This window comes from Williamsia herbipolensis (assembly GCF_000964005.1).
Taxonomy (GTDB): domain Bacteria; phylum Actinomycetota; class Actinomycetes; order Mycobacteriales; family Mycobacteriaceae; genus Williamsia_A; species Williamsia_A herbipolensis.
In genome coordinates, this window is the sequence record NZ_JXYP01000041.1 from 64,544 (window position 1) to 88,563 (window position 24,020).

22 protein-coding genes and 2 tRNA genes are annotated in these 24,020 nt (G+C 67.3%); 14 read left to right on the forward strand and 10 right to left on the reverse strand.

What is annotated here, in order from left to right:
• Positions 1-31 precede the first annotated feature (31 nt).
• The 4 genes from TU34_RS21330 (at position 32) to TU34_RS21345 (ending at position 3,678) form a co-directional block, all read left to right on the forward strand.
• The gene (locus TU34_RS21330) at positions 32-844 is read left to right on the forward strand and encodes an anti-sigma factor family protein (protein WP_045824928.1); all 813 of its coding nucleotides are present in this window, start codon (positions 32-34) and stop codon (positions 842-844) included.
• 67 nt (positions 845-911) lie between these two features.
• The gene (gene trxB / locus TU34_RS21335) at positions 912-1,901 is read left to right on the forward strand and encodes a thioredoxin-disulfide reductase (RefSeq protein WP_045824929.1); all 990 of its coding nucleotides are present in this window, start codon (positions 912-914) and stop codon (positions 1,899-1,901) included.
• A 73-nt stretch (positions 1,902-1,974) separates the two neighbouring features.
• Positions 1,975-2,322: a thioredoxin gene (gene trxA, locus TU34_RS21340; RefSeq protein WP_045824930.1), complete on the forward strand. Its 348-nt coding sequence runs from the start codon at positions 1,975-1,977 to the stop codon at positions 2,320-2,322.
• A gap of 177 nt (positions 2,323-2,499) precedes the next feature.
• Positions 2,500-3,678: an N-acetylmuramoyl-L-alanine amidase gene (locus TU34_RS21345; RefSeq protein WP_045824967.1), complete on the forward strand. Its 1,179-nt coding sequence runs from the start codon at positions 2,500-2,502 to the stop codon at positions 3,676-3,678.
• Between the two features lie 27 nt (positions 3,679-3,705).
• Here TU34_RS21345 and TU34_RS21350 read toward each other — a convergent pair whose 3' ends face one another.
• From TU34_RS21350 to rpmH, 9 genes are all read right to left on the reverse strand, one after another.
• Positions 3,706-4,410: a hypothetical protein gene (locus tag TU34_RS21350; RefSeq protein ID WP_045824931.1), complete on the reverse strand. Its 705-nt coding sequence runs from the start codon at positions 4,408-4,410 to the stop codon at positions 3,706-3,708.
• 162 nt (positions 4,411-4,572) lie between these two features.
• Positions 4,573-5,589 carry a ParB/RepB/Spo0J family partition protein gene (locus TU34_RS21355; protein ID WP_045824932.1) on the reverse strand — a complete coding sequence of 339 codons (1,017 nt, stop codon included), beginning with the start codon at positions 5,587-5,589 and terminating at the stop codon, positions 4,573-4,575.
• Entirely contained in the window at positions 5,586-6,419 is an 834-nt protein-coding gene (locus TU34_RS21360; RefSeq protein ID WP_408068670.1) for a ParA family protein, read from the reverse strand. The genes TU34_RS21355 and TU34_RS21360 overlap by 4 nt, the downstream gene beginning before the upstream one ends.
• 301 nt (positions 6,420-6,720) lie before the next feature.
• Positions 6,721-7,401, reverse strand: coding sequence for a 16S rRNA (guanine(527)-N(7))-methyltransferase RsmG (gene rsmG, locus TU34_RS21365; RefSeq protein ID WP_045824934.1), 681 nt, complete (start codon positions 7,399-7,401; stop codon positions 6,721-6,723).
• 76 nt (positions 7,402-7,477) lie between these two features.
• Positions 7,478-8,071, reverse strand: a complete 594-nt coding sequence (locus TU34_RS21370) for a Jag family protein (protein WP_045824935.1) — start codon at positions 8,069-8,071, stop codon at positions 7,478-7,480.
• Positions 8,072-8,152: 81 nt separating this feature from the next.
• Positions 8,153-9,346, reverse strand: a complete 1,194-nt coding sequence (yidC, locus tag TU34_RS21375; protein ID WP_045824936.1) for a membrane protein insertase YidC — start codon at positions 9,344-9,346, stop codon at positions 8,153-8,155.
• A gap of 4 nt (positions 9,347-9,350) precedes the next feature.
• Positions 9,351-9,635 (reverse strand): membrane protein insertion efficiency factor YidD, encoded by a 285-nt coding sequence (gene yidD, locus TU34_RS21380; protein ID WP_420835205.1) that lies wholly within the window; start codon positions 9,633-9,635, stop codon positions 9,351-9,353.
• Between the two features lie 74 nt (positions 9,636-9,709).
• Positions 9,710-10,096 carry a ribonuclease P protein component gene (rnpA, locus tag TU34_RS21385; protein ID WP_045824937.1) on the reverse strand — a complete coding sequence of 129 codons (387 nt, stop codon included), beginning with the start codon at positions 10,094-10,096 and terminating at the stop codon, positions 9,710-9,712.
• A gap of 54 nt (positions 10,097-10,150) precedes the next feature.
• On the reverse strand, positions 10,151-10,294 hold the full coding sequence (rpmH, locus tag TU34_RS21390) for a 50S ribosomal protein L34 (protein WP_045824938.1): 144 nt from the start codon (positions 10,292-10,294) through the stop codon (positions 10,151-10,153).
• A gap of 604 nt (positions 10,295-10,898) precedes the next feature.
• Here rpmH and dnaA point away from each other — a divergent pair.
• The 10 genes from dnaA to TU34_RS21440 all read left to right on the forward strand — a co-directional run bounded on the left by dnaA (position 10,899) and on the right by TU34_RS21440 (position 23,278).
• On the forward strand, positions 10,899-12,416 hold the full coding sequence (gene dnaA / locus TU34_RS21395; protein WP_045824939.1) for a chromosomal replication initiator protein DnaA: 1,518 nt from the start codon (positions 10,899-10,901) through the stop codon (positions 12,414-12,416).
• Positions 12,417-12,968: 552 nt separating this feature from the next.
• Positions 12,969-14,132: a DNA polymerase III subunit beta gene (gene dnaN / locus TU34_RS21400; RefSeq protein ID WP_045824940.1), complete on the forward strand. Its 1,164-nt coding sequence runs from the start codon at positions 12,969-12,971 to the stop codon at positions 14,130-14,132.
• Between the two features lie 65 nt (positions 14,133-14,197).
• A complete protein-coding gene (gene gnd / locus TU34_RS21405; RefSeq protein ID WP_045824941.1) occupies positions 14,198-15,088 on the forward strand; it encodes a phosphogluconate dehydrogenase (NAD(+)-dependent, decarboxylating) in 891 nt (296 codons plus the stop codon).
• A gap of 6 nt (positions 15,089-15,094) precedes the next feature.
• The gene (gene recF, locus TU34_RS21410; protein WP_045824942.1) at positions 15,095-16,285 is read left to right on the forward strand and encodes a DNA replication/repair protein RecF; all 1,191 of its coding nucleotides are present in this window, start codon (positions 15,095-15,097) and stop codon (positions 16,283-16,285) included.
• Positions 16,282-16,830: a DUF721 family protein gene (locus TU34_RS23745; protein ID WP_045824943.1), complete on the forward strand. Its 549-nt coding sequence runs from the start codon at positions 16,282-16,284 to the stop codon at positions 16,828-16,830. The genes recF and TU34_RS23745 overlap by 4 nt, the downstream gene beginning before the upstream one ends.
• Before the next feature lie 326 nt (positions 16,831-17,156).
• Positions 17,157-19,205: a DNA topoisomerase (ATP-hydrolyzing) subunit B gene (gene gyrB, locus TU34_RS21420; RefSeq protein WP_045824969.1), complete on the forward strand. Its 2,049-nt coding sequence runs from the start codon at positions 17,157-17,159 to the stop codon at positions 19,203-19,205.
• A gap of 57 nt (positions 19,206-19,262) precedes the next feature.
• Positions 19,263-21,776 carry a DNA gyrase subunit A gene (gyrA, locus tag TU34_RS21425; RefSeq protein ID WP_045824944.1) on the forward strand — a complete coding sequence of 838 codons (2,514 nt, stop codon included), beginning with the start codon at positions 19,263-19,265 and terminating at the stop codon, positions 21,774-21,776.
• Between the two features lie 60 nt (positions 21,777-21,836).
• Positions 21,837-22,952 (forward strand): DUF3566 domain-containing protein, encoded by a 1,116-nt coding sequence (locus TU34_RS22560; protein ID WP_052689154.1) that lies wholly within the window; start codon positions 21,837-21,839, stop codon positions 22,950-22,952.
• 54 nt (positions 22,953-23,006) lie between these two features.
• A tRNA-Ile gene (locus TU34_RS21435) sits at positions 23,007-23,080 on the forward strand.
• Positions 23,081-23,205: 125 nt separating this feature from the next.
• A tRNA-Ala gene (locus tag TU34_RS21440) sits at positions 23,206-23,278 on the forward strand.
• Positions 23,279-23,303: 25 nt separating this feature from the next.
• On the opposite strand, the gene TU34_RS23270 is transcribed toward TU34_RS21440, so the two are convergent.
• Positions 23,304-24,017, reverse strand: a complete 714-nt coding sequence (locus tag TU34_RS23270; protein ID WP_052689156.1) for a DUF4190 domain-containing protein — start codon at positions 24,015-24,017, stop codon at positions 23,304-23,306.
• Between the last annotated feature and the right edge of the window lie 3 nt (positions 24,018-24,020).

Here is a 24,020-nt window from a genome sequence, read left to right on the forward strand (position 1 = left end):
CGACAACTGCGAGCAGGGAACAGGAGGCACGATGACCGACGACTCCTCCGCCCCGCATCCCGGTCCTCCGTTCCCCGTCGACCTCGTCGCCGATCTGCACGCGGGCGTCCTTCCCGAGGACGAGGCGGCCGCCCTGTGGCCGCGGGTGCGCACCGATCCCGCCGCCCGACGCATCCTCGACGCCCTCGACGCCACCCGCGCCGATCTCGCGTCCGCCCCGGTGGCCGACGAACCGCCACCGGCCGCGGTCGGCGCGGCGATCGAGGCGACGCTCGCCAGTCTCGAGGGGCGCTCGACGGCCACGGAGGGCGACGCCGCAACCGATGGTGAGGTCGAGTCGCTCGCCGATGCTCGGGCACGGCTGCGCGATGCCGGCCGGCGTCGCGGTCTGCTCATCGCGCTGGCCGCGGCTGCCGTGATCTCCGTGGTCACGCTGGTGGTGGCGATCTCGACGGCGTCGATGTCGTCGCAGGGGACCGTCACCAACGCCGAGCCGTCGGTCACGTCGCCCCAGCTCGCCCCGACATCGTCCGGCGACACCGCGGGAACCGCCACCTCGCCCGTGGCCCTGCTGTCGGTACTGGGGAGATCGGGGGCGTCGTTCGACGGCCCCACCGACGCCGCGCGCCTGCAGCGATGTCTGTCCGCGAACGGCGTCGCACCGTCCACACCCGTCCTCGGCTCGGGCACCCTCACCGTCGACGGTGGTCGGCGCACGGTCGTCCTGCTCGGTACCGGACAGGCCGGGCGCTTCGACGCCCTCGTCGTGGGCACCGACTGCGACACCGGCCGACCGGCGCTGATCAGCCGACAACGCATCGGGGGCACCCCACCGACGAGGTGAGGCCACGGGAACAGATCCCCTTACCCTTGTGTTGAATCAGCCGATCACGCACGTGGAAAGAGGACAGATGAGCGACACAGGGACCGAGACGATCCACGACCTCATCATCGTCGGATCCGGACCGGCCGGATACACCGCCGCCGTCTACGCCGCACGCGCCGAACTGGCACCCGTCGTCTTCGAGGGCACGCAGTTCGGTGGTGCGCTCATGACGACCACCGAGGTCGAGAACTTCCCGGGCTTCCAGCAGGGCATCCAGGGCCCGGCGCTGATGGACGAGATGCGCGAGCAGGCGCTGCGCTTCGGTGCCGACCTGCGGATGGAGGACGTCGACGTCATCCGGGCCGACGGTGACATCAAGGAGGTCGAGGTCGGCGGCGAGGTGTACCGCAGCCGCGCACTTGTCCTCGCGATGGGTGCCGCGGCCCGCTACCTCGACGTCCCCGGCGAGTCGGATCTGCTGGGGCGCGGGGTCTCCGCGTGTGCCACCTGCGACGGCTTCTTCTTCAAGGACCAGGACATCGCCGTCATCGGCGGCGGCGACTCGGCCATGGAGGAGGCGACCTTCCTCACGAAGTTCGCCCGCAGTGTCACCCTCGTCCACCGTCGCGAGGAGTTCCGTGCGTCGAAGATCATGCTCGAGCGCGCCAAGGCCAACGAGAAGATCCGCTTCGTCACCAACGCCGGCATCAACCGCGTGCTGGGGGAGACGTCGGTCACCGGCCTCGAACTCGTCGACACCGTGACCGGTGAGACGTCGACACTCGACGTGACCGGCATGTTCGTGGCCATCGGCCACGATCCGCGCAGCGGTCTGGTCGCCGGGCAGGTCGACCTCGACGACGACGGATACGTCCGCACCGTCGGCGGTACCACCGCGACTAGCGTCGACGGTGTGTTCGCCGCCGGCGACCTCGTCGACCACCGATACCGCCAGGCCATCACCGCGGCCGGTACCGGGTGCAGTGCGGCGATCGACGCGGAGCGGTGGCTCGCCGAGCGCGCGGACGCCACCACCCACGTCACCGCCGACGTCGCGGTCGCATCACTCGCCTGACCACACCCCTCCGGATCGGCACACCGCCGTCTCCGGACCACACGCCACGTTTCCACTAGAGGAGGAACACACAATGGGTGCAAACACAGTCGTCGTCACCGACGCGACCTTCAAGTCCGAGGTTCTCGGCGCCGACAAGCCGGTGCTGGTCGACTTCTGGGCCACCTGGTGCGGCCCGTGCAAGATGGTCGCCCCGGTGCTCGAGGAGATCGCCGCCGACAACGGTGAGAAGCTCACCGTCGCCAAGCTCGATGTCGACGAGAACCCCAATGTCGCACGAGATTTCAAGATCATGTCGATCCCCACGATGATCCTCTTCGAGAACGGTCAGCCGACCAAGACGATCGTCGGGGCCAAGGGCAAGGCCGCGCTGCTGCGCGAGCTCGACACCGTCCTCGGTGCCGAGAAGCCCGCGGTCTGATCCACCGGCCGACGGGCTCGGCCGACCTACGTTCATCGGGTGTGCGTGGCATTCGTCGCGCGCACCCGATGGCGTGTGGGCACCTGACGCAGCGTGTTGGTCAGGGGACCACCGACCTGAGACACTGTGATGTCGATGTGCACTCCGAGCCGTCGACGTGCGAGAGAGGCTGTGGTGATGGCGCTGTACCGCCTGGGTGATCAGGGGTCTGCTGTCGCCGAGATCCGTTCGATCCTCACCTCGCAGGGTCTCCTCACCGACACCACCGCCGCGGGCGGTCGTCACAGCGCCGAGGCCGGGACGCTCGACGGCCCTGCCGTCTTCGACCCCGAGGTCGAGCACGCGGTGCGCACCTTCCAGCAGCATCGTGGCCTCATCGCCGACGGCATCGTCGGCCCGGCCACCTATCGAGTACTGCGTGAGGCGTCCTACCGCCTCGGCGCGCGGGTTCTCACCTACACCCTGTCGGCGCCCATGAACGGCGACGACGTCGCGACCCTGCAGTCGCGGCTGCAGAATCTCGGCTACTACACCGGTCTCGTCGACGGCCAGTTCGGCGAGTCCACGCACACGGCGCTGTGTTCGTATCAGAGCGAGTACGGCATGACCCCCGACGGCATCTGCGGCCCCGACACGCTCCGGTCGCTGGACAACCTCGGCACCAAGGTCACCGGCGGTTCGCCGCACGCCATCCGCGAGCAGGAGTCGGTCCGGCGCTCGGGCCCCCAGCTGTCGGGCAAGCGTGTGGTCATCGATCCCGGCAACGGGGTGGTCGACGCCGCCGTGGGTCCGGAGACCGCGGCGCTCGAGACGAGCATCCTGTGGGATCTCGCGCACCGGCTCGAAGGTCGCATGGCGGCCGCCGGGGTGGAGACATTCCTCTCGCGATCGGTGTCGGACAACCCTGACGATGCCCAACGGGCCCGCACCGCAAACAGTTTCGACGCCGACCTGGTGATCGCACTCCGGTGTGCGCACCACAAGTCCCCGACCGCAGGGGGCGTCGCCACGTTCTATTTCGGCACGCCTGCGGGCTCGGTCTCGACGATCGGCGACTCCCTGTCGGGGTTCGTCCAACGCGAGATCGTGGCGCGCACTCCTCTGCGCGACTGTCGGAGTCACCCGAAGACGTGGGACATCCTGCGTCTGACGCGGATGCCGGTCACGCAGATCGACATCGGATACATCACGAATCCGCACGACGCAGCCGCACTCCATGACCCCAAGATCCGCGACACCATCGCCGACGCCATCCTCGTCGCGGTGAAGCGGCTCTACCTGCTCGGCGAGAACGACCGGCCCACCGGCACCTACACCTTCGCCGACCTGCTGGCGTCGGAGCACATCGCCCGCTGAGCAGTGGCCCGCCGCGGCACCGCGGCGTCAGCCCACCGGTACCGCGGTCCGCTCCCGGCCGGTCGCGTCGATCGTCGCCATCACGACCAGCCCTGCCAGTGCGCTCTCCACCGCCGACTTCCACCCCAGCCCCTCGTCGAGTTCCAGACGGAACCGCGGGAAGCGGTGGTGCGGGGCGACGAGCTCGAAGCCCACGTCGGTGAGGAAGTGTGCGTCGGTCATGCATCCCGGGCAGAGGGTGGAGGACGGATCGGAGACGCCGGGCTTCGCAGGCGCGAGGTCGTCGGGTTCGTCACCCGCCGAGCGGACGATGCCGAAGGACTCGACCGCGCGTACGCCGCGTTCGACGAGATCGGCGACGACCGCCGCCACCAAGGTCTCCGCCGTTCCCTCGAAGCCGGCGTCCACGCGCACCGACGTGAGGAGCACCGCGTCGGCGCTGACGGGGGAGGTGGGGAGCAGTCGGGCGCGGGGCACGCGACCGGGCGGTGCGTAGAACGCCGTGCCGATGGTGCGACCCGTTGTCGACTCGACCGCCACCTGAGCGCACTTGCCCCAGTCGAGCATCACCATCGAGACCCATGCCTCTTTGTCGAACTCGCTGTCGATGACGTAGCCGCTCTCGGGGCCGGGGATCCCGACCGGATCGACCTCCCAAAAGATGCATTGGCGGATGTGGGTCGGCAGCGACTCGAAGCCGTCGAGCCGGAGCGGGCTGATCGAGACGCTCATCAGACCCTCCCGGCGGCGGCGGCACGCACCGCGCGACTGCGGGTGGCCTCATCGCGTGAATACGTTGCGGCACAACGGTTGTCGAGCGTTGCGGGCGTACGGGAGCACCTCAGCGTCACAGTGACGTTTCGCTCCTTGACCAGAGTACGTGGTTCGACACGGTCACTTCGCACCTTTTTCGGCCAACAGGTCCACGATGCGTTCGAGGTCATCGACCGAGCCGAATTCGACCACGATCTTGCCCTTCCGCTTGCCGAGCGACACCGTCACGCGGGTGTCGAGGCGGTCGGAGAGCTTCTCGGCCACGTCCTGCAGACCCGGCATCAGCATCGGCTTGCGTTTGGTGGGCGTGCTCGGCGCAGCCGCCGGCCCGTCGTGATTGGCGAGAGTCACCGCCTCCTCGGTGGCGCGGACCGACATGCCCTCGGCGACGACTCGCGCCGCGAGTGCCTCCTGCAGATCGGCTCCACCTTCCAACGACAGCAGTGCGCGGGCGTGACCGGCCGACAGGACACCGGCAGCCACTCGACGCTGCACGGGGATCGGCAGCTTCAGCAGTCGGATCATGTTGGTCACCACGGGCCGAGAACGTCCCAGCCGCGTCGCCAACTCGTCGTGCGTCACGCCGAATTCCTCGAGCAGCTGTTGATAGGCCGCGGCCTCTTCGAGAGGGTTCAACTGCACCCGGTGGATGTTCTCCAGGAGTGCATCCCGGAGCATGTCCTCGTCCTGGGTCTCGCGAACGATCGCCGGGATCGCCGTCAGACCCGCCACCTGACTGGCTCGCCAACGACGCTCACCCATCACCAGCTGGAAGGCGACATCACCCACAGGGGAGTGGAGACGACGGACGACGATGGGCTGCATCAGCCCGAACTCACGGATCGAGTGGACCAACTCGGCGAGGGCTTCCTCGTCGAAGGCGGTCCGCGGCTGCTGCGGGTTGGGCTGGATGTGGGTCGGTGGGATCTCCCGGTACACCGCCCCCGCCGCCGACGCAGCGTCCTCGGGTGATTCCGCGGCCGGAACCGCGGCGGCGGTGCGAGCTGCACCGCCCTTGCGCGGCGCCTCGCCCAGCACGACATCTGCGGCTGCGGCTCCCAGGCGTGGGCCCTCGTCGGGGCCGGTGGGGATCAATGCTGCGAGTCCTCGACCGAGGCCGCCCTTGCGCTGTGTCATGCGGTGCCGTCCTCCTGTCGTGTCGCCGATGCGCGCATCCCGAGCTCCCGCCCGGCGTCCAGATAACTCATGGCGCCACGTGATCCCGGGTCGTACTCGATGATCGTCATCCCGAAACCGGGAGCCTCCGACACCTTCACGCTGCGGGGGATCACCGTGGTGAGGACCTTGTCGCCGAAGTGTCGACGCACCTCGTCGGCGACCTGGTCGGCGAGCTTGGTACGTCCGTCGTACATCGTGAGAAGCACGGTCGACACCCAGAGGTCTTTGTTGAGATGCGCCTGGACGAGCTCGATGTTCGACAGCAACTGACCGACACCCTCCAGCGCGTAGTACTCGCACTGGATGGGGATGAGGACCTCCCGGGCTGCCACCATCGCGTTGACGGTCAGCAATCCCAACGAGGGCGGGCAGTCGATGATGACGTAATCGATGTCGTGTGCCCGGATCGTCTCGAGGTCGATCGCATTGCGCAGTCGGGTCTCACGCGCGACCATCGACACCAATTCGATCTCGGCGCCAGCGAGGTCCAGCGTCGCGGGGACGCAGAACAACCGCTCGTGGGCCGGCGACCTCTGCATGGCCTCCGCCAGCGTGATCTCACCGAGCAGCAACTCGTAGACCGAGGAGATCTCGGGGTCACGGTGGTCGATCCCGAGCGCGGTACTCGCGTTGCCCTGCGGGTCGAGATCGATGACGAGCACGCCCAGACCGTGCAGAGCGAGGGCGGCCGCGATGTTGACCGACGTCGTCGTCTTACCGACGCCGCCCTTCTGGTTGGCAACCGTGATGATGCGGGGTTCGACTGGCCGGGGGAGTCGGCCCGCCATCCCCTTGGTGAGGACCTGACTCGCGCGCTCGGCCGCCGCGGCAATCGGGGTGTCGTGGTACTTCTCCGTGGTTTCACGTGAAACGTTCGCCGGTGTCGCCTTCGCGCCGTCCGATGGTGTTTCACGTGAAACATGAGGCTGGGCCTCCGAGACAACCGCGCCAGAGGGAGCGCCTCCGTCGGGTGGAACCTGTCCCACAGCCACTCTCCTTCGACCCCGCTTGCTCAACATTCTGCGCCCAACCTCCACACCACACCAATCCCATCGACCAGACGTGATCGCACTCTCGACGCGGCCATCGTCATCGACGCTTACCGGGCTTGCCGCGATACTCGCCGCGGACCACCGTCGTCGCCACGGCAAGAGTATCGGCACCACACGACTCCACGCGCAGGTCGTCCAACCCGGACCTCGACAACGCGGCGCGATGCTTCTCGATCTCGTCTCCGGCAGAGGAACCCTTGATGGCGACGAGTTCCCCGCCGGCCCGGAGAAGCGGCAGCGACCACCGCGCCAGGCGGTCCAGCGGTGCGACCGCGCGGGACGTCACCACATCGGCGCCGCCTACGGCAGAGACGACGTCCTTGTCCTCGGCACGCCCGCGCACCACCCGCACATCGAGCCCGAGTATCCCCACGATCTCCGTCAGGAACTCATGCCGACGCAGCAGAGGTTCCACGAGCGTGATCCGAAGGTCCGGTCGAGCCAGAGCCAGAGGGATGCCCGGAAGACCGGCACCACTCCCGATGTCCACCACGTGAGCGTCGGAGGCGATGGCCTCTCCCGCGGCTGCGCAGTTCAACACGTGCCGGGACCACATCTGGTCGACCTCACGCGGGCCGATCAGTCCGCGCACCACGCCTGCATCGGCGAGGAAGTCGCGGTAGGTCGCGGCATCGTCGATCCGCCGCCCGAAAAGCGTGTGGGCCGCGGCGGCGATATCGGGGTTCTCGAACTCGGCATCGTGTTTCACGTGAAACATCCTTTCCGGGGTGGGACAGAAACGCCACAGGGCCCCGGCGGAACCGGGGCCCTGTGGGTGTCGAGTGGGGGAGAGGTCAGCGCTTGATGACCACGACGCGGCGCTTGGGCTCGACGCCCTCGCTCTCGCTGATCACACCGTCGACAGCGGCGACCGCATCGTGCACGATCTTCCGCTCGAACGGAGTCATCGGATCGAGCTCCTCGCGACCACCGTTCTCGGCGACGCGGTGGGCGACCTCCGAGCCGAGCGCCGACAGGCGCTGGCGACGATCGGCACGCCAGCTGGCGACGTCCAACATGAGACGTGAACGCTCGCCGGTGGCCTGCTGCACGGCCAGACGGGTCAGCTCCTGGAGCGCGTCGAGAACCTCACCGTTCTTGCCGACGAGCTTCACCAGATCGCGTCCACCGTCGATGCTCACGATGGCGCGGTCGCCGTCCACGTCGAGATCGATGTCACCGTCGAAGTCGAGGAGATCGAGCAGCTGCTCGAGGTAGTCACCGGCCACCTCGCCTTCCTCCACCAGATGGTCCTCACCATCACCGGAGTCGTCGCCCTCAGCCGTCTCCGCGCCCGAGGGCATCTCGGGAGTGATCGTGTCATCGGCGACGACGTCGTCGGTGGTCTCGATCTCGGCGACGTCGGCGTCGCTCGTCTCTGCCGTCATGTGTTCTCACCTTCGAATCGTGTGTGTACAAGTCTGTTCGGCGACCGATCGTGGCGGTCGCGCGAGGATGGCGCGGAGAGGTCAGCGTCGCTTGCGTCTGCGTTGCTGTGTCGACGTCGGCTTCTGACCCGGACGCGGCTTCGCTCCCGCGCCGGCCTTCGATCCGCCACCCGATCCGTTCGAACCGCTGCCGTTGGATGCACTGCCGTTCACGGCACTGCCGCCCGCCGCTTTGCCGTTGCTCTTGGACAGGTTCGGTGACGTTCCGTTGCCGTTCGTACCCGTGCCGTTTCCGTTCACCGCGGAACCGTTCGCATCAGCGGCATCCGCCGTCGTGGGCTCTGCCTTCTTCTTCGCGCGGTCGGGCCGGGCGCCGGGCTTCGGTGCATTGGCCTTGAGCTTCTCCTGCTTGGCCGCCTTCTTCTCCGCGTCTTCCTTCTCGATGCGGTTGAAGACGATGTGCTGCTGGCCGTAGGTCCAGAGGTTGTTGCTCACCCAGTACAGGAGGATGGCCACGGGGAAGAACGCACCGGACACCAGGATGCCGAGGGGGAACACATAGAGCGCGAGCTTGTTCATGATCGCGGTCTGCGGGTTCTCCAGAGCTGCTGCGCCCTGACGGGCGACCGACGCCCGCGAGTTCATGTGCGTGGCGATCGACGAGATGATCACCAACGGGATCACCAGGTAGATGATGTGGTTACGCGTGAAGTCGATGACGCCGTCGGCGCTGAACGCGACCCACTCCGATTTGGGCTGTGAGATCGCCGCGGACAGCGGGACGCCGAAGAGACGGGCGTCGAGGAAGTTCTGGACCTGGTCGGCATTGAAGGCGTAGTTGCCGATCGACCGGGTCTGCTCGGCACTCATCCCCAGCTGGCCGAAGCCGGTTCCCATGCGGTTGAACGACCGCAGGACGTGGAACAGACCGATGAACACCGGGATCTGCGCCAACATCGGGAGACACCCGAGCAGGGGGTTGAACCCGTGTTCCTTCTGGAGCTTCTGCATCTCCTCGGTCATCTTCACGCGATCCTTGGCGTACTTCTTTCGGATCGCCTGCAGCTGCGGCTGGATCTCCTGCATCTGCCGCGTCGTGCGGATCTGCTTCACGAACGGCTTGTAGAGGATCGCGCGCAGGGTGAACACGAGGAAGATCACCGAGAGTCCCCACGCGATGCCGCTGCCGCCGGGGGAGTCGGGGAGGATGTGGCTGAAGACCCAGTGCCAGACCCACATGATCGCCGAGACCGGCCAGTAGATGAAGTTGAGCACGGTGTCAGTTGCTCCTCACTGCGTCGGAGACGCACCTTGGTTCGGCGTCGGAGACGCTCGAAGGATCAGCGTCGGGGACGCGGGGGTCGGGATCATCGCCGGTCTGCGCACCGGTCACCAGTCCATGGTGCCTGTTCCGCTCGGGGACGGGGTCGTAGCCGGGTTTGTGCCAGGGCCCGCACTTGAGGAGGCGCCACACGGAGAGTGCTCCGCCGCGGATCGCACCCCATTCGGTGAGCGCCTCGACGGCGTAAGTGCTGCAGGTCGGTTCGAAGCGGCAGCTCGGCATGCGAGTGGGGGAGATCCACGTCTGGTACGCACGCACCAGGAAGATCAGTGACCGCCGCAACCAGCTGCCGGGGTTCACGACGCCGCCAGACCTGATCGTGTGATGGCCGCCGACACCTGTTCCGCGAGAACACTTTCCGGGACTTTCCCCGCATTCGGCAGGGCGCGGATGACAACGGTCGCCGGCGTGGTGACACCGTCGAGCGCGTCGGCACTCGCAGCACGCAGGCGCCTCGCGACCGCATGCCTGGCCACCGCGTTGCCGACCGACTTGCTGACGATCAGACCCACCCGGGGTCCACGGGGTTCGGCGACATCGACCCGGACACCACGGGGGTCCGGCCACGCCTGCGGGCTGACCAGGACATAGGTCATGAGGTCACGACGACGGACGCGCACCCCGTGTCGAAGTGTGCGACTGAAGTCGGACCTTTGTGAGATCCGCTGATGTCGGGCGAGCACCGGTGCATTCGACAGTGCGCACGCGCCGGAGTCGACGCGTGCGGACGTGACGAATCAGGCAGTCAGGCCCGCGCGGCCCTTGCGGCGACGACCGTTGACGATGGCACGGCCGGCACGTGTCCGCATGCGCAGACGGAAGCCGTGCACACGCGCGCGGCGACGGTTGTTCGGCTGAAAGGTCCGCTTGCCCTTGGCCACGGGAACTCCTCGTTGTCGGGGCGCCGGAGAGGACATGCGCCCTCGACACCCGTTTATCTGGTGGTCTCATGCCGGGTTCGGTCGTGTCCGCGCACATCCACCACGACCGACACACCACGATGAGATCGAGGAGCCTCCGAGCAGGCGACGCGCACGAGAGACCCACACCTCGGCGACCGTTCGAGAGTACTGACCGTCTCGGAGCCGGTCAAACCGCCGCGGAGCTGTCGGGCACCGTGCCCTGGGACGGGTGCAATCGACCCGACCTGCGGCGACACGCCGTACACGCCGGGTGCCGTGATCTGCGGCCCGAAATGTGCGTGGCGAACGGTTGAGAGTCCGTCGGACGTCTGTTAGCTTTCCACGAGCACATCGTTCGGCGGAGAGTTGATCGCCGATCGCGCGGCCTGGGGACAACCGGTCGCCGTGGTTCTCACCGACCACTCGATGTCGTCGGCGCCGAGATGGTTCGGCCTGGTCGACGCCTCTTCCGTATTTGTCCACACCTGTGGATAACCGTGTGGACAAACGTCGGTGGGTAGGCGACGATGGGCCACGCGGTACGGCCCACCTTGGACGATTGCCGCCTCGAGGAGGGGTCACGATGAGTTCCGACCGCGACACCTTCGGTGACATCTGGCAACAGGTGCTCGTGGAGCTCACCACCGACGACACCCTCGGTGATTCCCTCACCCGACAGCAGAAGGCATGGCTGTCACTGGTGCAGCCGCTCACTCTCGCCGAGGGGTTCGCGTTGCTGGCGGTGCCGTCGGCCCTCGTCCAGGAGCAGATCGAACGCACCCTCCGGGAGCCGATCCGGGCATCACTGAGCCGCCACCTCGGCGCCGAGGTCGATCTCGGTGTGCGCATCGATCCCGACGCGGAGTCCTCCACCGGGAGTCACACACCTCTCGACGTGAGCGCCGCGTTGAACACGCTCCCGGACACGTTCGCCGATCGCCGTGACGCGAACGACTACCTCCACGACACCCCCCGGATCGACGGCGTCCTCGGCAGCGGTCTCCCGCCGGCCGACGGCCGATCCGCCGACGGTGACTGGTCGACGTACTTCCATCCGGGTCCCGGTGAACCCAGCAGCCTCAACCCCAAGTACACGTTCGACACCTTCGTCATCGGCGCGTCGAACCGCTTCGCCCACGCGGCCGCGGTCGCGATCTCCGAGGCACCGGCGCGCGCGTACAACCCGCTGTTCATCTGGGGTGAATCGGGACTCGGCAAGACCCACCTGCTGCATGCGGCCGGTCACTACGCCCAGCGGCTGTTCCCGGGGATGCGCGTGAAGTACGTGTCCACCGAGGAGTTCACCAACGACTTCATCAACTCCCTGCGTGACGACCGTCGGGTGGCGTTCAAGCGTCGCTACCGCGACGTCGACGTGCTCCTCGTCGACGACATCCAGTTCCTGGTCGGCAAAGAGGGCATCCAGGAGGAGTTCTTCCACACCTTCAACACCCTCCACAACGCGAACAAACAGATCGTGGTGTCGTCGGATCGCCCGCCGAAGCAGCTCGCGACCCTCGAGGACCGGCTGCGCACGCGATTCGAGTGGGGCCTCATCACCGACGTCCAGCCACCCGAGCTCGAGACCCGCATCGCCATCCTCCGCAAAAAGGCGCAGATGGACAGCCTGCAGGTCCCCGACGACGTGCTGGAACTCATCGCCTCGAAGATCGAGCGCAACATCCGTGAACTCGAGGGTGCGCTGATCCGCGTGACCGCCTTCGCATCACTGAACAACGCCGAGCTGAACCTGGCGTTGGCCGAGATCGTCCTGCAGGCCCTCCTGCCCGACACCGGCAACGTCGAGATCAACGCCCCGGCCATCCTCGCCATCACCGCGGAGTACTTCGGCATCAGCGTCGACGAGCTGCGTGGGCCCGGCAAGACACGGTCGCTCGCCCAGGCACGACAGATATCGATGTACCTGTGCCGCGAACTGACCGATCTCTCGCTGCCGAAGATCGGCGAGACCTTCGATCGCGATCACACGACGGTCATGTACGCGGACAAGAAGATCCGCAAGGAGATGGCCGAGCGCCGCAAGGTCTACGACTACGTCCAGGAACTCACCGCGCGCATCAAGCAGCGCTCGCGAACCTGATCGCGTTCCCGCTCCCGGGCACCCATGTCTCGACCTCGGGTCGAGATCGTTCGACCCTTTCGACACCTCCGCAGGCGCACCGTTCTGTCGTTCCCCAGCTGTGGATAACTCGGTGGATAACCTCGTCGAACTGTGGAGTAACGGTGGACCGAGGTGAACGAACACCAACACGTGCACAACCTGCCACCCAACCACCGGCAACGCTCCACCTGTCATACACAGACCGCCACCGCCCCCCAGCTGCGAAGCACGGGGTCGGTCCACAGATTCAACAGCTCCTATGACTATTGATATTCACTCTCTTTCACTTCTCTTTATAAGAAGCGATGTGCACAGAGTCCTCTGTCCACACCCTCGGCCCGGGCGCCGTCAGCGGCTCGGGTGCAAGCTCCACCCGTTTGCCACGATCGGCGCCGGTCCGTTCTAGAGTGGTGCCCACTGGCCGACGAAGCATCGTCCGCACCACGTCGTCACGCGCACGACATCGTCACCACCGACCGGAAGGGCATTCGTCGCTATGGAGGATCGGACCGATCGGGAGGGTCGATCGCTGTGAAGTTCCGTGTGACACGCGACGAGTTCGCCGACTCCGTGGCGTGGGTCGCCCGCAGTCTGCCCAGCCGACCGCCCGTCCCGGTTCTCGGATGTGTCGTCCTGACCGCCGGTGACACCGGTCTGACCGTCTCGGGTTTCGACTACGAGGTGTCCGCCCAGGTCGACATCTCCGCCGAGGTCGCCGACGAGGGTCGGGTGCTCGTCTCGGGCAAGCTGCTGGCCGACATCACCCGCGCGTTGCCGGCCAAGCCGGTCGATGTCGCCCTCGACGGTTCGCGGGTCGCGATCACCTGCGGCAGTTCACGTTTCTCGCTGCCGACGATGCCGGTCGAGGACTACCCGACCCTTCCCGAGGTCCCCACCGTGACCGGCACCGTCCCGGCCGAGGTGTTCGCCGAGGCGATCACCCAGGTGGCGATCGCGGCCGGCAAGGACGACACCCTGCCGATGCTCACCGGCATCCGCGTCGAGATCGAGAACGACACCGTCGTGCTCGCCGCGACCGACCGTTTCCGCCTCGCCGTCCGCGAACTCACCTGGCAACCCACCACCGGTGACACCGCCGCGGTACTCGTCCCGGCGAAGACGCTGTCGGAGTCGGCCAAGTCCGCGGGGTCCGACGGATCCCCGGTCTCGCTGGCACTCGGTTCCGCGGGCAGCATCGGGAGCGAGGGACTGCTCGGCATCCTGGGCCAGGGCCGCCAGACCACCACACGTCTGCTCGACGCGGAGTTCCCGAAGTTCCGCCAATTGCTGCCGCCGTCGCACACCTCGATGGCGACGATCGAGATCAGCGCCCTGACCGATGCCATCAAGCGCGTCGCGCTCGTCGCCGAGCGGGGTGCGCAGGTGCGTCTGGAGTTCACCGACGGTTCGGTCCTGCTCACCGCCGGCGGCGACGACGCCGGCAAGGCCGAGGAGGAGGTGGCGGTCTCGTTCTACGGCGATCCACTCACCATCGCCTTCAACCCGACCTACCTGCTCGACGGTCTCGCCGCCCTGCACACGACGTCGGTCGACTTCGGGTTCACCACCCCGAGCCGCCCCGCGGTGCTGCGTCCGTCGACCGGTGACGCCCCGGTGCCCGACGACAGCGGCGCCTACGCCGCACCGTCCAGCGATTTCACGTATCTGCTGATGCCGGTTCGCCTTCCGGGCTGATCGACTTCGCGCGCCGGCCCGCTGATGCGCCGGGGTCGCACCGTTTTCCGACGAGAGGACGCACCATGCAACTCGGCCTGATCGGTCTGGGCAAGATGGGTGCCAACATGCGTGAGCGCCTCAAGGGCGCAGGTCACGAGGTGATCGGCTACGACCCACGGCCCGAGGTCACCGACGTGCCCTCGCTCGACGAGCTCGCGGCCGCGCTGCAGGCACCCCGTGTCGTGTGGGTCATGGTCCCCTCCGGTGCCCCGACCCGTGAGACGGTGGAGAAGCTGGCCGAGGCGCTCTCACCCGGCGATCTCGTGATCGACGGCGGAAACTCTCGCTACACCGACGATGCACCGCACGCGGAGTTGTTGGACGCCAAGGGAATCGGCTACATCGACTGTGGTGTGTCCGGCGGTGTATGGGGACTGGCCAACGGTTACGGCCTCATGGCCGGTGGAGCCGCGGAGCACATCGAGCGCGCGATGCCGATCTTCGACGCCCTCCGTCCCGAGGGTGACCGTGCCGACGGATTCGTCCACGCCGGACCGGTCGGCGCCGGTCACTACGCCAAGATGGTGCACAACGGCATCGAGTACGGGCTCATGCACGCCTACGGCGAGGGCTATGAGCTCCTCACCGCCGAGCCCCTCATCACCGATGTCGCCGGCACCCTGCAGGCGTGGACGCACGGGACGGTGATCCGTTCGTGGCTGCTGGACCTGCTCGTCAAGGCGCTGCAGGAGGATCCCGGTCTCGCCGAGATCTCCGACTACACAACCGATTCCGGGGAAGGTCGGTGGACGGTGGAGGAGGCGATCCGACATTCGGTGCCCGCCAACGTCATCTCCGCGGCACTCTTCGCCCGTTTCGCGTCACGCCAGGAGAGCGGGTCACCGACGCTCAAGGCCGTGTCGGCGCTGCGCAACCAGTTCGGCGGCCACTCGGTGAAACCGTCCGGTAGCTGAGAGCAGGTGTTCGTCCGCACCCTGCGGCTGCGTGACTTCCGCTCGTGGAGCGAGGTGTCGATCGATCTCGCTGCCGAACCGACGATATTCGTGGGGCGCAACGGTTTCGGGAAGACCAACCTGATCGAGTCGCTGCAGTACCTGTCCACTCTCCGCTCGCATCGGGTGAGCACGGACGCATCATTGGTCCGCACCGGCGCCGTGTCGGCGACCGCGTCGGCCACGGTGATCAACGGTGGTCGTGAACTGACTGCCGAGGTACAGATCACGCCGGGCAAGGCCAACCGTGCATCGGTCAACGGTGCGCCGTCGCGGCGGGCACGCGACATCGTCGGCATCCTCCGCACCGTGCTCTTCGCCCCCGAGGACCTGGCGTTGGTGCGGGGCGAACCGGCCGACCGTCGTCGCTTCGCCGACGAACTCGCCGCACTCGCCGGCCCACGCATGGTCGCGGCGCGCAGCGATTACGACAGGGTGTTGCGCCAGCGCTCGGCACTGTTGAAAACCGCTGCGGCGGCGATGCGTTCGGGTGGGGAGTCGGCGTCGTCGGTGATCAGCACCCTCGATGTGTGGGACACGCAGCTGGCGCGATTCGGGGCCGAGGTGACCGCCGGGCGGATCGACGTCGTGGAGCGGCTGCGGCCTCTGGTGGCCGACGAGTACGCGACGCTCGCGCCGCATTCGCGTCCGGTCGACCTGCGGTACCGACCCAGCGTGGGTGACGAGATCGTTCCGGTCGACGGGACCCCCGCCGACGTCGAGTACATCGAGGCCGTGCTGCTGACCCGGTTGTCGGAGGCGCGCAAGAAGGAGATCGAGCGGGGGGTGTGTCTGGTGGGTCCGCACCGCGACGACATCGACGTGGTGATCGCCGGTCAGGTCGCGAAAGGGTTTGCCAGTCATGGTGAATCGTGGTCGTTGGCGTTGGCGATGCGTCTGGGATCGGTGGAGTTGATCCGCTCCGACGGCGCCGAGCCGGTGGTCATGCTCGACGACGTGTTCGCCGAATTGGACGCCTCCCGGCGTGCGGCGCTGTCGCGGTTTGCCGCGTCGGTCGAACAGGTCATCATCACCGCGGCGGTCGCCGAGGACATCCCCGAGGCCATCGGTGGTCGCCGTGTCGCCGTCGGTGTCCGCGAGTCGTCACCGGAATCCGGCGGCCGGGAGTCGTACCTGCTCGAGGAGGATCAGCGGTGACCGACGACGCGCAGGCGGGTGGCTCCCCGGAGGAGCCGAGCAGTGGCCACGCGATGGCCCGCAAGGCGCTGGAGGACGCCCGCAACGCCGCGCGCGCCGCGGGGAAATCGGTCGGTCAGGGTCGGTCCTCGCCGGTGCGCCGCCGCGCCCGCGGCCGTCGGGGCGGTTACTCGGGCTCGGGACCCGATCCCCGGGACCCGCAGCCGCTGGGTCGGCTCACCGGATCGCTGTCCCAGGACCGCGGATGGGGCGACAAGATCGGTGAGGGCACAGTGTTCGGGGCCTGGGCCCGGATCGTCGGACCCGACATCTCGGCGCACGCCCAGCCCACCGATCTGCGCGACAAGATCCTCTATGTCACCGCCGAGTCGACGGCGTGGGCGACGCAGTTGCGCCTCATCCAGGGTCAGATCATCGCGAAGATCGCCGCAGCGGTCGGGAACGGCGTGGTCACACAGCTGCGCATCACCGGACCGAAGGCACCGTCGTGGCGCAAGGGGGAGCGACACGTGCGTGGTCGCGGACCGCGTGACACCTACGGCTGAAACAGCCCTTCAGAGGTTCGTGGCGGTGTGTGCCCACAATCGCCCCTAGGAACTGTCGAGAAATTCGGTCTGTGGGCGCGTCAGACACCATGGACAGCCGTTCTCGGACGCCTGAGGCAGTACTATGGAGGGAGTGCCCCGAGAGGGGTTCGACACGCACGTCCCGAACGATTGAGGAGCGGACCCCACCCGTGGCCGACAGCAGCGACACCCCCGACAACGAGAACTCCTCGGCGAGCACGCCGCCGAAGTCCCAGCCCGAGAAGGCCGCCCCGAAGAAGGCTCCCGCCAAGAAGGCGGGCAGCGGCAGTTACGGTGCCGACTCGATCTCCATTCTCGAAGGTCTCGAGGCCGTCCGCAAGCGCCCCGGCATGTACATCGGCTCGACCGGTGAGCGCGGTCTGCACCACCTCATCTGGGAGGTCGTGGACAACTCGGTCGACGAGGCGATGGCAGGCCACGCGAGCAAGGTCGACGTGAAGCTCCTGGCCAACGGGGGAGTGGAGGTCATCGACGACGGCCGCGGCATCCCCGTCGAGATGCACAAGACCGGTGTCCCGACCGTCGAGGTCGTCATGACCCAGCTCCACGCCGGCGGCAAGTTCGACTCCGATTCCTACGCGGTGTCCGGTGGTCTGCACGGTGTCGGCATCTCGGTGGTCAACGCCCTGTCGACCAAGGTCGAACTCGAGATCGACCGCGACGGCTTCCACTGGTCGCAGACGTACAACTACGCCAAGCCCGCAGAGCTGGTGAAGGGGTCGGCCACCCGCCGCAAGGGCACGACCACCCGTTTCTGGGCCGATCCGGAGATCTTCGAGACCACCGACTACAGCTTCGAGACGATCTCGCGGCGTCTGCAGGAGATGGCGTTCCTCAACAAGGGGCTCACCATCACCCTCACCGACGAGCGTCCCGCACAGATCGGCAACGACAGCGACGACATCGAGACGGCCGAGGCACCCAAGAGCCAGGCCGAGCTCGACAGCGAGGCCGCGACCGAGGTCTCCGACGTCATCGAGATCGCCGACACCGCGGGCGAGAGCGTGCGCAAGGAGGTCTCGGGCAAGCCGCGCACGAAGATCTACCACTACCCCGGTGGACTCGAGGACTACGTCGCGCACCTGAACAACCGCAACAAGTCGCGGCTGCCGATCCACGCCTCGATCGTGAGCTTCACCGCCAAGGGCACCGGCCACGAGCTGGAACTGGCGATGCAGTGGAACGACGGCTACTCCGAGTCGGTGCACACCTTCGCCAACACCATCAACACCCACGAGGGCGGTACGCACGAGGAGGGTTTCCGGTCGGCGCTGACCAGCACGGTCAACAAGTACGCGCTCGACAAGAAACTCCTCAAGGAGAAGGACGGCAAGCTGACCGGTGAGGACATCCGTGAGGGTCTCGCCGCGGTCATCTCGGTGAAGGTCTCCGACCCGCAGTTCGAGGGCCAGACGAAGACCAAGCTGGGCAACACCGAGGTGAAGAGCTTCGTACAGAAGGTGGCCAACGAGCACCTGTCGCACTGGTTCGAGTCCAATCCCGCCGAGGCGAAGATCATCATCAACAAGGCGGTCGGTTCGGCGCAGGCCCGTATGGCCGCGCGCAAGGCTCGAGAGTTGGTGCGGCGCAAGAGCGCAACCGACATCGGTGGCCTGCCCGGTAAGCTCGCCGACTGCCGCAGCAACGATCCCGCCAAGTGCGAGGTCTACATCGTGGAGGGCGACTCGGCCGGCGGCAGCGCCAAGTCGGGTCGCGACTCGATGTACCAGGCGATCCTCCCGATCCGCGGCAAGATCATCAACGTCGAGAAGGCCCGCATCGATCGTGTTCTCAAGAACACCGAGGTGCAGTCGATCATCACCGCCTTCGGCACCGGTATCCACGACGAGTTCGATCTCGCCAAACTGCGGTACCACAAGATCGTGCTGATGGCCGACGCCGACGTCGACGGCCAGCACATCTCGACGCTGCTGCTCACCCTGCTGTTCCGCTTCATGCGGCCCCTGGTGGAGCACGGCCACGTGTACCTCGCGCAGCCGCCGCTGTTCAAGCTCAAGTGGCAGAAGGGCGCCGCTCCGGAGTTCGCGTACTCCGACCGTGAGCGCGACGGACTGCTCGAGGCCGGCCGCGCCGCGGGCAAGAAGATCAACACCGACGACGGCATCCAGCGCTACAAGGGCCTCGGCGAGATGAACGCCAAGGAGCTGTGGGAGACCACGATGGACCCGACGGTGCGCGTGCTGCGCCAGGTCACCCTCGACGATGCCGCGGCCGCCGACGAACTGTTCAGTGTCCTGATGGGCGAGGACGTCGTGGCCCGACGCAGCTTCATCGCCCGCAACGCACGGGATGTCCGCTTCCTCGACGTGTGATCGACGCCGGGTGGCGTTTCACGTGAAACACGCCGGGAGTACAACGAAAGTGATCTGATGACTGACACCACCTTGCCGCCGGGCGGCACCACCGACGAGAACGGCGGCGACCGCATCGAGCCGGTCGACATCCAGCAGGAGATGCAGCGCAGCTACATCGACTACGCGATGAGCGTCATCGTGGGCCGCGCGCTGCCCGAGGTCCGCGACGGCCTCAAGCCCGTGCACCGTCGACTCCTCTACGCCATGGGAGACGCGGGATTCCGGCCCGACCGCAGCTACGTGAAGTGTGCGAAGCCGGTCGCGGAGACGATGGGCAACTACCACCCCCACGGCGACACCGCGATCTACGACGCCCTGGTGCGCCTCGCGCAGCCTTGGTCGATGCGCTACCCCCTCGTCGACGGCCAGGGCAACTTCGGTTCGCGCGGCGACGACGGGGCCGCGGCGATGCGGTACACCGAGGCCCGCCTCACGCCGCTGGCGATGGAGATGCTGCGCGACATCGACGAGGAGACCGTCGACTTCACGCCGAACTACGACGGCAAGACCATGGAGCCCACGGTCCTCCCGAGTCGTATCCCCAACCTGCTGATCAACGGGTCGGGCGGCATCGCGGTCGGCATGGCGACGAACATGCCGCCGCACAACCTCACCGAGGTCGCCGACGCGGTGTTCTGGGCGCTCGACAACCACGAGGCCGACGAGGAGTCGACCCTGGCCGCGTGCATGGAGCGGATCAAGGGACCCGACTTCCCGACCGCGGGTCTCATCGTCGGGTCGCAGGGCATCGTCGACGCCTACACCACCGGTCGCGGCAGCATCCGCATGCGCGGTGTGGTCGACGTCGAAGAGTCCCGCACCGGCGCAACGACACTGGTGATCACCGAACTGCCCTACCAGGTGAACCCGGACCGCATGATCGTGTCGATCGCCGAGCAGGTCAACGACGGCAAGCTCAAGGGCATCAGCCGCATCGAGGACCAGTCGTCCGACCGTGTCGGCATGCGCATCGTGGTGACCCTCAAACGCGACGCCGTCGCGAAGGTCGTGCTGAACAACCTCTACAAGCACAGCCAGCTGCAGACCAGCTTCGGCGCGAACATGCTGTCCATCGTCGACGGCGTCCCGCGCACCCTGCGCCTCGACCAGATGATCCGCTTCTACGTGGCGCATCAGCTCGACGTCATCATCCGACGCACGCGCTACCGGTTGCGCAAGGCCGAGGAGCGCGCGCACATCCTGCGCGGTCTGGTGAAGGCCCTCGACGCGCTCGACGACGTCATCGCGCTGATCCGTGCCTCACCGAACACCGAGGAGGCGCGCGCGGGGTTGATCACCCTCCTCGACATCGACGAGATCCAGGCCGACGCCATCCTCGCGATGCAGCTGCGGCGCCTGTCGGCGCTGGAGCGTCAGAAGATCGTCGACGACCTCGCCGAGATCGAGCTCGAGATCGCCGACTACCTCGACATCCTCGCCAAGCCCGAGCGCCAGCGTGCGATCGTGCGCGACGAGTTGACCGAGGTCGTCGAGAAGTTCGGCGACGAGCGGCGCACCCGCATCATCGCCGCCGACGGCGACGTCACCGACGAGGACCTCATCGCCCGCGAGGACGTCGTCGTCACCATCACCGAGACCGGGTACGCCAAGCGCACCAAGACCGACCTCTACCGCAGCCAGAAGCGTGGCGGCAAGGGCGTCCAGGGCGCGGGTCTCAAGCAGGACGACATCGTCCGGCACTTCTTCGTCTGCTCCACCCACGACTGGATCCTGTTCTTCACCACGAAGGGCCGGGTCTACCGGGCGAAGGCCTACGAGCTGCCCGAGGCCAACCGCACCGCCCGCGGCCAGCACGTCGCGAACCTGCTGGCCTTCCAGCCCGAGGAACGCATCGCGCAGGTCATCCAGATCAAGAGCTACGAGGATGCCCCGTACCTCGTGCTCGCCACCCGCGGTGGTCTGGTGAAGAAGTCCCGTCTGGTCGACTTCGACTCGAGCCGCTCCGGCGGCATCATCGCGGTCAACCTGCGCGGTGAGGACGAACTCGTCGGTGCCCAGCTGTGCAGCTCGTCCGACGACCTGCTGTTGGTCTCGACCAAGGGCCAGTCGATCCGGTTCAGCGCGACCGACGAGGCGTTGCGCCCCATGGGTCGCCAGACGTCCGGTGTGCAGGGCATGCGGTTCAACGACGACGACCAGCTGCTGTCGCTGAACGTCGTCGTCGAGGGCACGTACCTGTTGGTGGCGACGGCCGGCGGCTACGCCAAGCGCACGGCGATGGACGACTACCCGGTGCAGGGACGCGGCGGCAAGGGAGTGCTCACCATCCAGTACGACCGCAGGCGCGGCGAGCTGGTCGGTGCGCTCATCGTCGACGACAACAGCGAGGTCTACGCCATCACCTCCAACGGTGGCGTGATCCGTACGCTGGCAAAGCAGGTGCGCAAGGCCGGTCGTCAGACGAAGGGCGTCCGCCTGATGAACCTCGACGAAGGAACTACGCTCTTGGCAATTGCCCGCAACGCCGACGAGCCCGATGAGATCGACGGCGCGTCCGACGGGAAGTAGCGGGGCAATCGTCTCCTCCCGGCAGACACCGCACCGCACACACGAGGTGAAGGAATTCAGGTGACCACACCCAACGAGCCCGACGGACAGCGCACGGGGTCCGACCCGGCCGGTGGCCCCCACGGCGATCGCAACTCCGACGATCGCCCCGCCTCGAACGGTGAGTGGTCGCGTGCCCCCGGTCGCCCCGGCGCATCGGTGGCCGATCGCCCGCAGGGCGACGCCGGCACCAACGGTGCGGCAGCCGCCGCCAACGGCTCCTCGCAGGGTGCTCCGGATCCCGACGCGCATCGTCCGTCGTCGGGTACCGGTGCCGGTGGCAAACCGCCGTGGCAGCGCGTCGGTTCACAGTTGCCGCCGACGGGTGGTCCGGTACAGCCCAACCGACCCGACCAGTCCCCGGGGACCGCGCAGGTCCCGAACGCCCAGCCGTCGTCGCCGGCTGCGAACCCGAAGCCGTACCGGCCGCTGGTGACGGGGACCGCGGCGCCCAAGCCGCCCGGTCAGCAGATCCCCGCCGGACAGACGGCCGATCAGCAGTCGGCCGCCCAGACCGCGCGGGCACCGATCGCGAAGCTCGACGCCCAGGGCAACGTGGGTCAGTCGGGGCAGGGCCAGGCCAACCGTGGTCGGAACTCGCTGGCTGGCAAGGTGATCGACGGACCGACCCGCAACATCGACCGCAGTGACATCCCCGAGGACCTGCCCGACCTCGATGCGATCCACCACCCGACCACGGCTCCGACCGCACAGGCGGCACCGTCGTCGTCAGCGTTCCGGTCGGTCGAGTCGGTCGCCCCCGGACCGCGCGGACCTCTGCGCGCCGCCGTACAGCTGCGACGCATCGATCCGTGGTCGACGTTCAAGATCTCGTCGGTCCTCGCGATCGCGCTGTTCCTCATCTGGATGATCGCGATCGGCGTCCTCTACGTGATCCTCGACGGCATGGGGGTCTGGGATCAGGTGAACAGCTCGTTCGGGACGCTGGTGTCGAGCGACACCACCACCGACACCTCGTTCCAGATCACCGCGGGCGGTGTGTTCGGCATCGCAGCACTCATCGGTGCGGTGTACGTCGTCGTGTTCACCGCCCTCACCACGGTGGGTGCGTTCATCTACAACATGAGCGCAGACCTCGTGGGCGGCGTGGAGATCACGCTGGCCGACCGCGACTGATCCGAGCCGGTTTTGTTTCTGGCGCGGTCAGTCGGTAATCTTTCCGAGGTTCACGGGCCTATAGCTCAGGCGGTTAGAGCGCTTCGCTGATAACGAAGAGGTCGGAGGTTCAAGTCCTCCTAGGCCCACGTGGTCAAGGTCGTTTTCGTGGTGGTCGGGCTCTTGGCGACGATTGTCGTCGGGCTCGTCGCCGAGTCGAAGCGGAACACGATCGAGTGGCATTCCCTCCCCACCCGCTAGAGCGATCTGGCACGGGGCCTTAGCTCAGTTGGTAGAGCGCTGCCTTTGCAAGGCAGATGTCAGGAGTTCGAATCTCCTAGGCTCCACAACCTTTTTCCCGCGCGTCGCGCGTCACGAACCCTGACCGGCGATGGCGAAGTACACCACGAGGCACAGCACGACGGCGAAGATGTAGAACCAGCCGATCCACAGCGCCGCGGTCGCCAGCGACGAGCCCTGCTCCTTGCTCTCTCGGATCTGCCTGCGCGACACGTAGGCGCAGATGACGCCGAACACCGACGTGATCCCCAGGAACGACAGGATGAGTGCGACGACCGACAGCTTGTTGGTCGAGTTGCGCGGTGCGGCGTTCATCGCCTCGGACTCCTGATCGGCCCCGGAATCGGGTTGGCGTTCGATGAACTCGGCGGGGCGGTACGGGTCATGGACTTCTGTCTGTGCCTCGGAGGGGTGGGGACCACGTGCCGGCTCGGCCGGTCGCTGGTCGGACATCATCGAATACGCGGCATTCGCGGTGGCCCCGGGACCGCTCAGGACACCGGGCGGCTGCGCACGGGTCTGCGACGGGTCGCGGTCGAACGGTGGGCGCTGCTCGGTGCGCGGCTGGTCCGAACGGAACGGCGGACGCTGCGGGGCTCCGCGCGCGGGGCCGGGTCGGCCCGCGCCGGGCGGTGGTGGCGGCGGAGCCTGACGATGCTGCGGACCGGTGGGCGGTCGCTGATCTCCCCGTCGCGCGTCGGGCTGGTCCGGCGACGCAGGACGCCGAGGGTCGAACCGGCCGGCGTCGGGGTGACCGTTCTCGTAACGCCCGTCCTGTGGATGCACGCC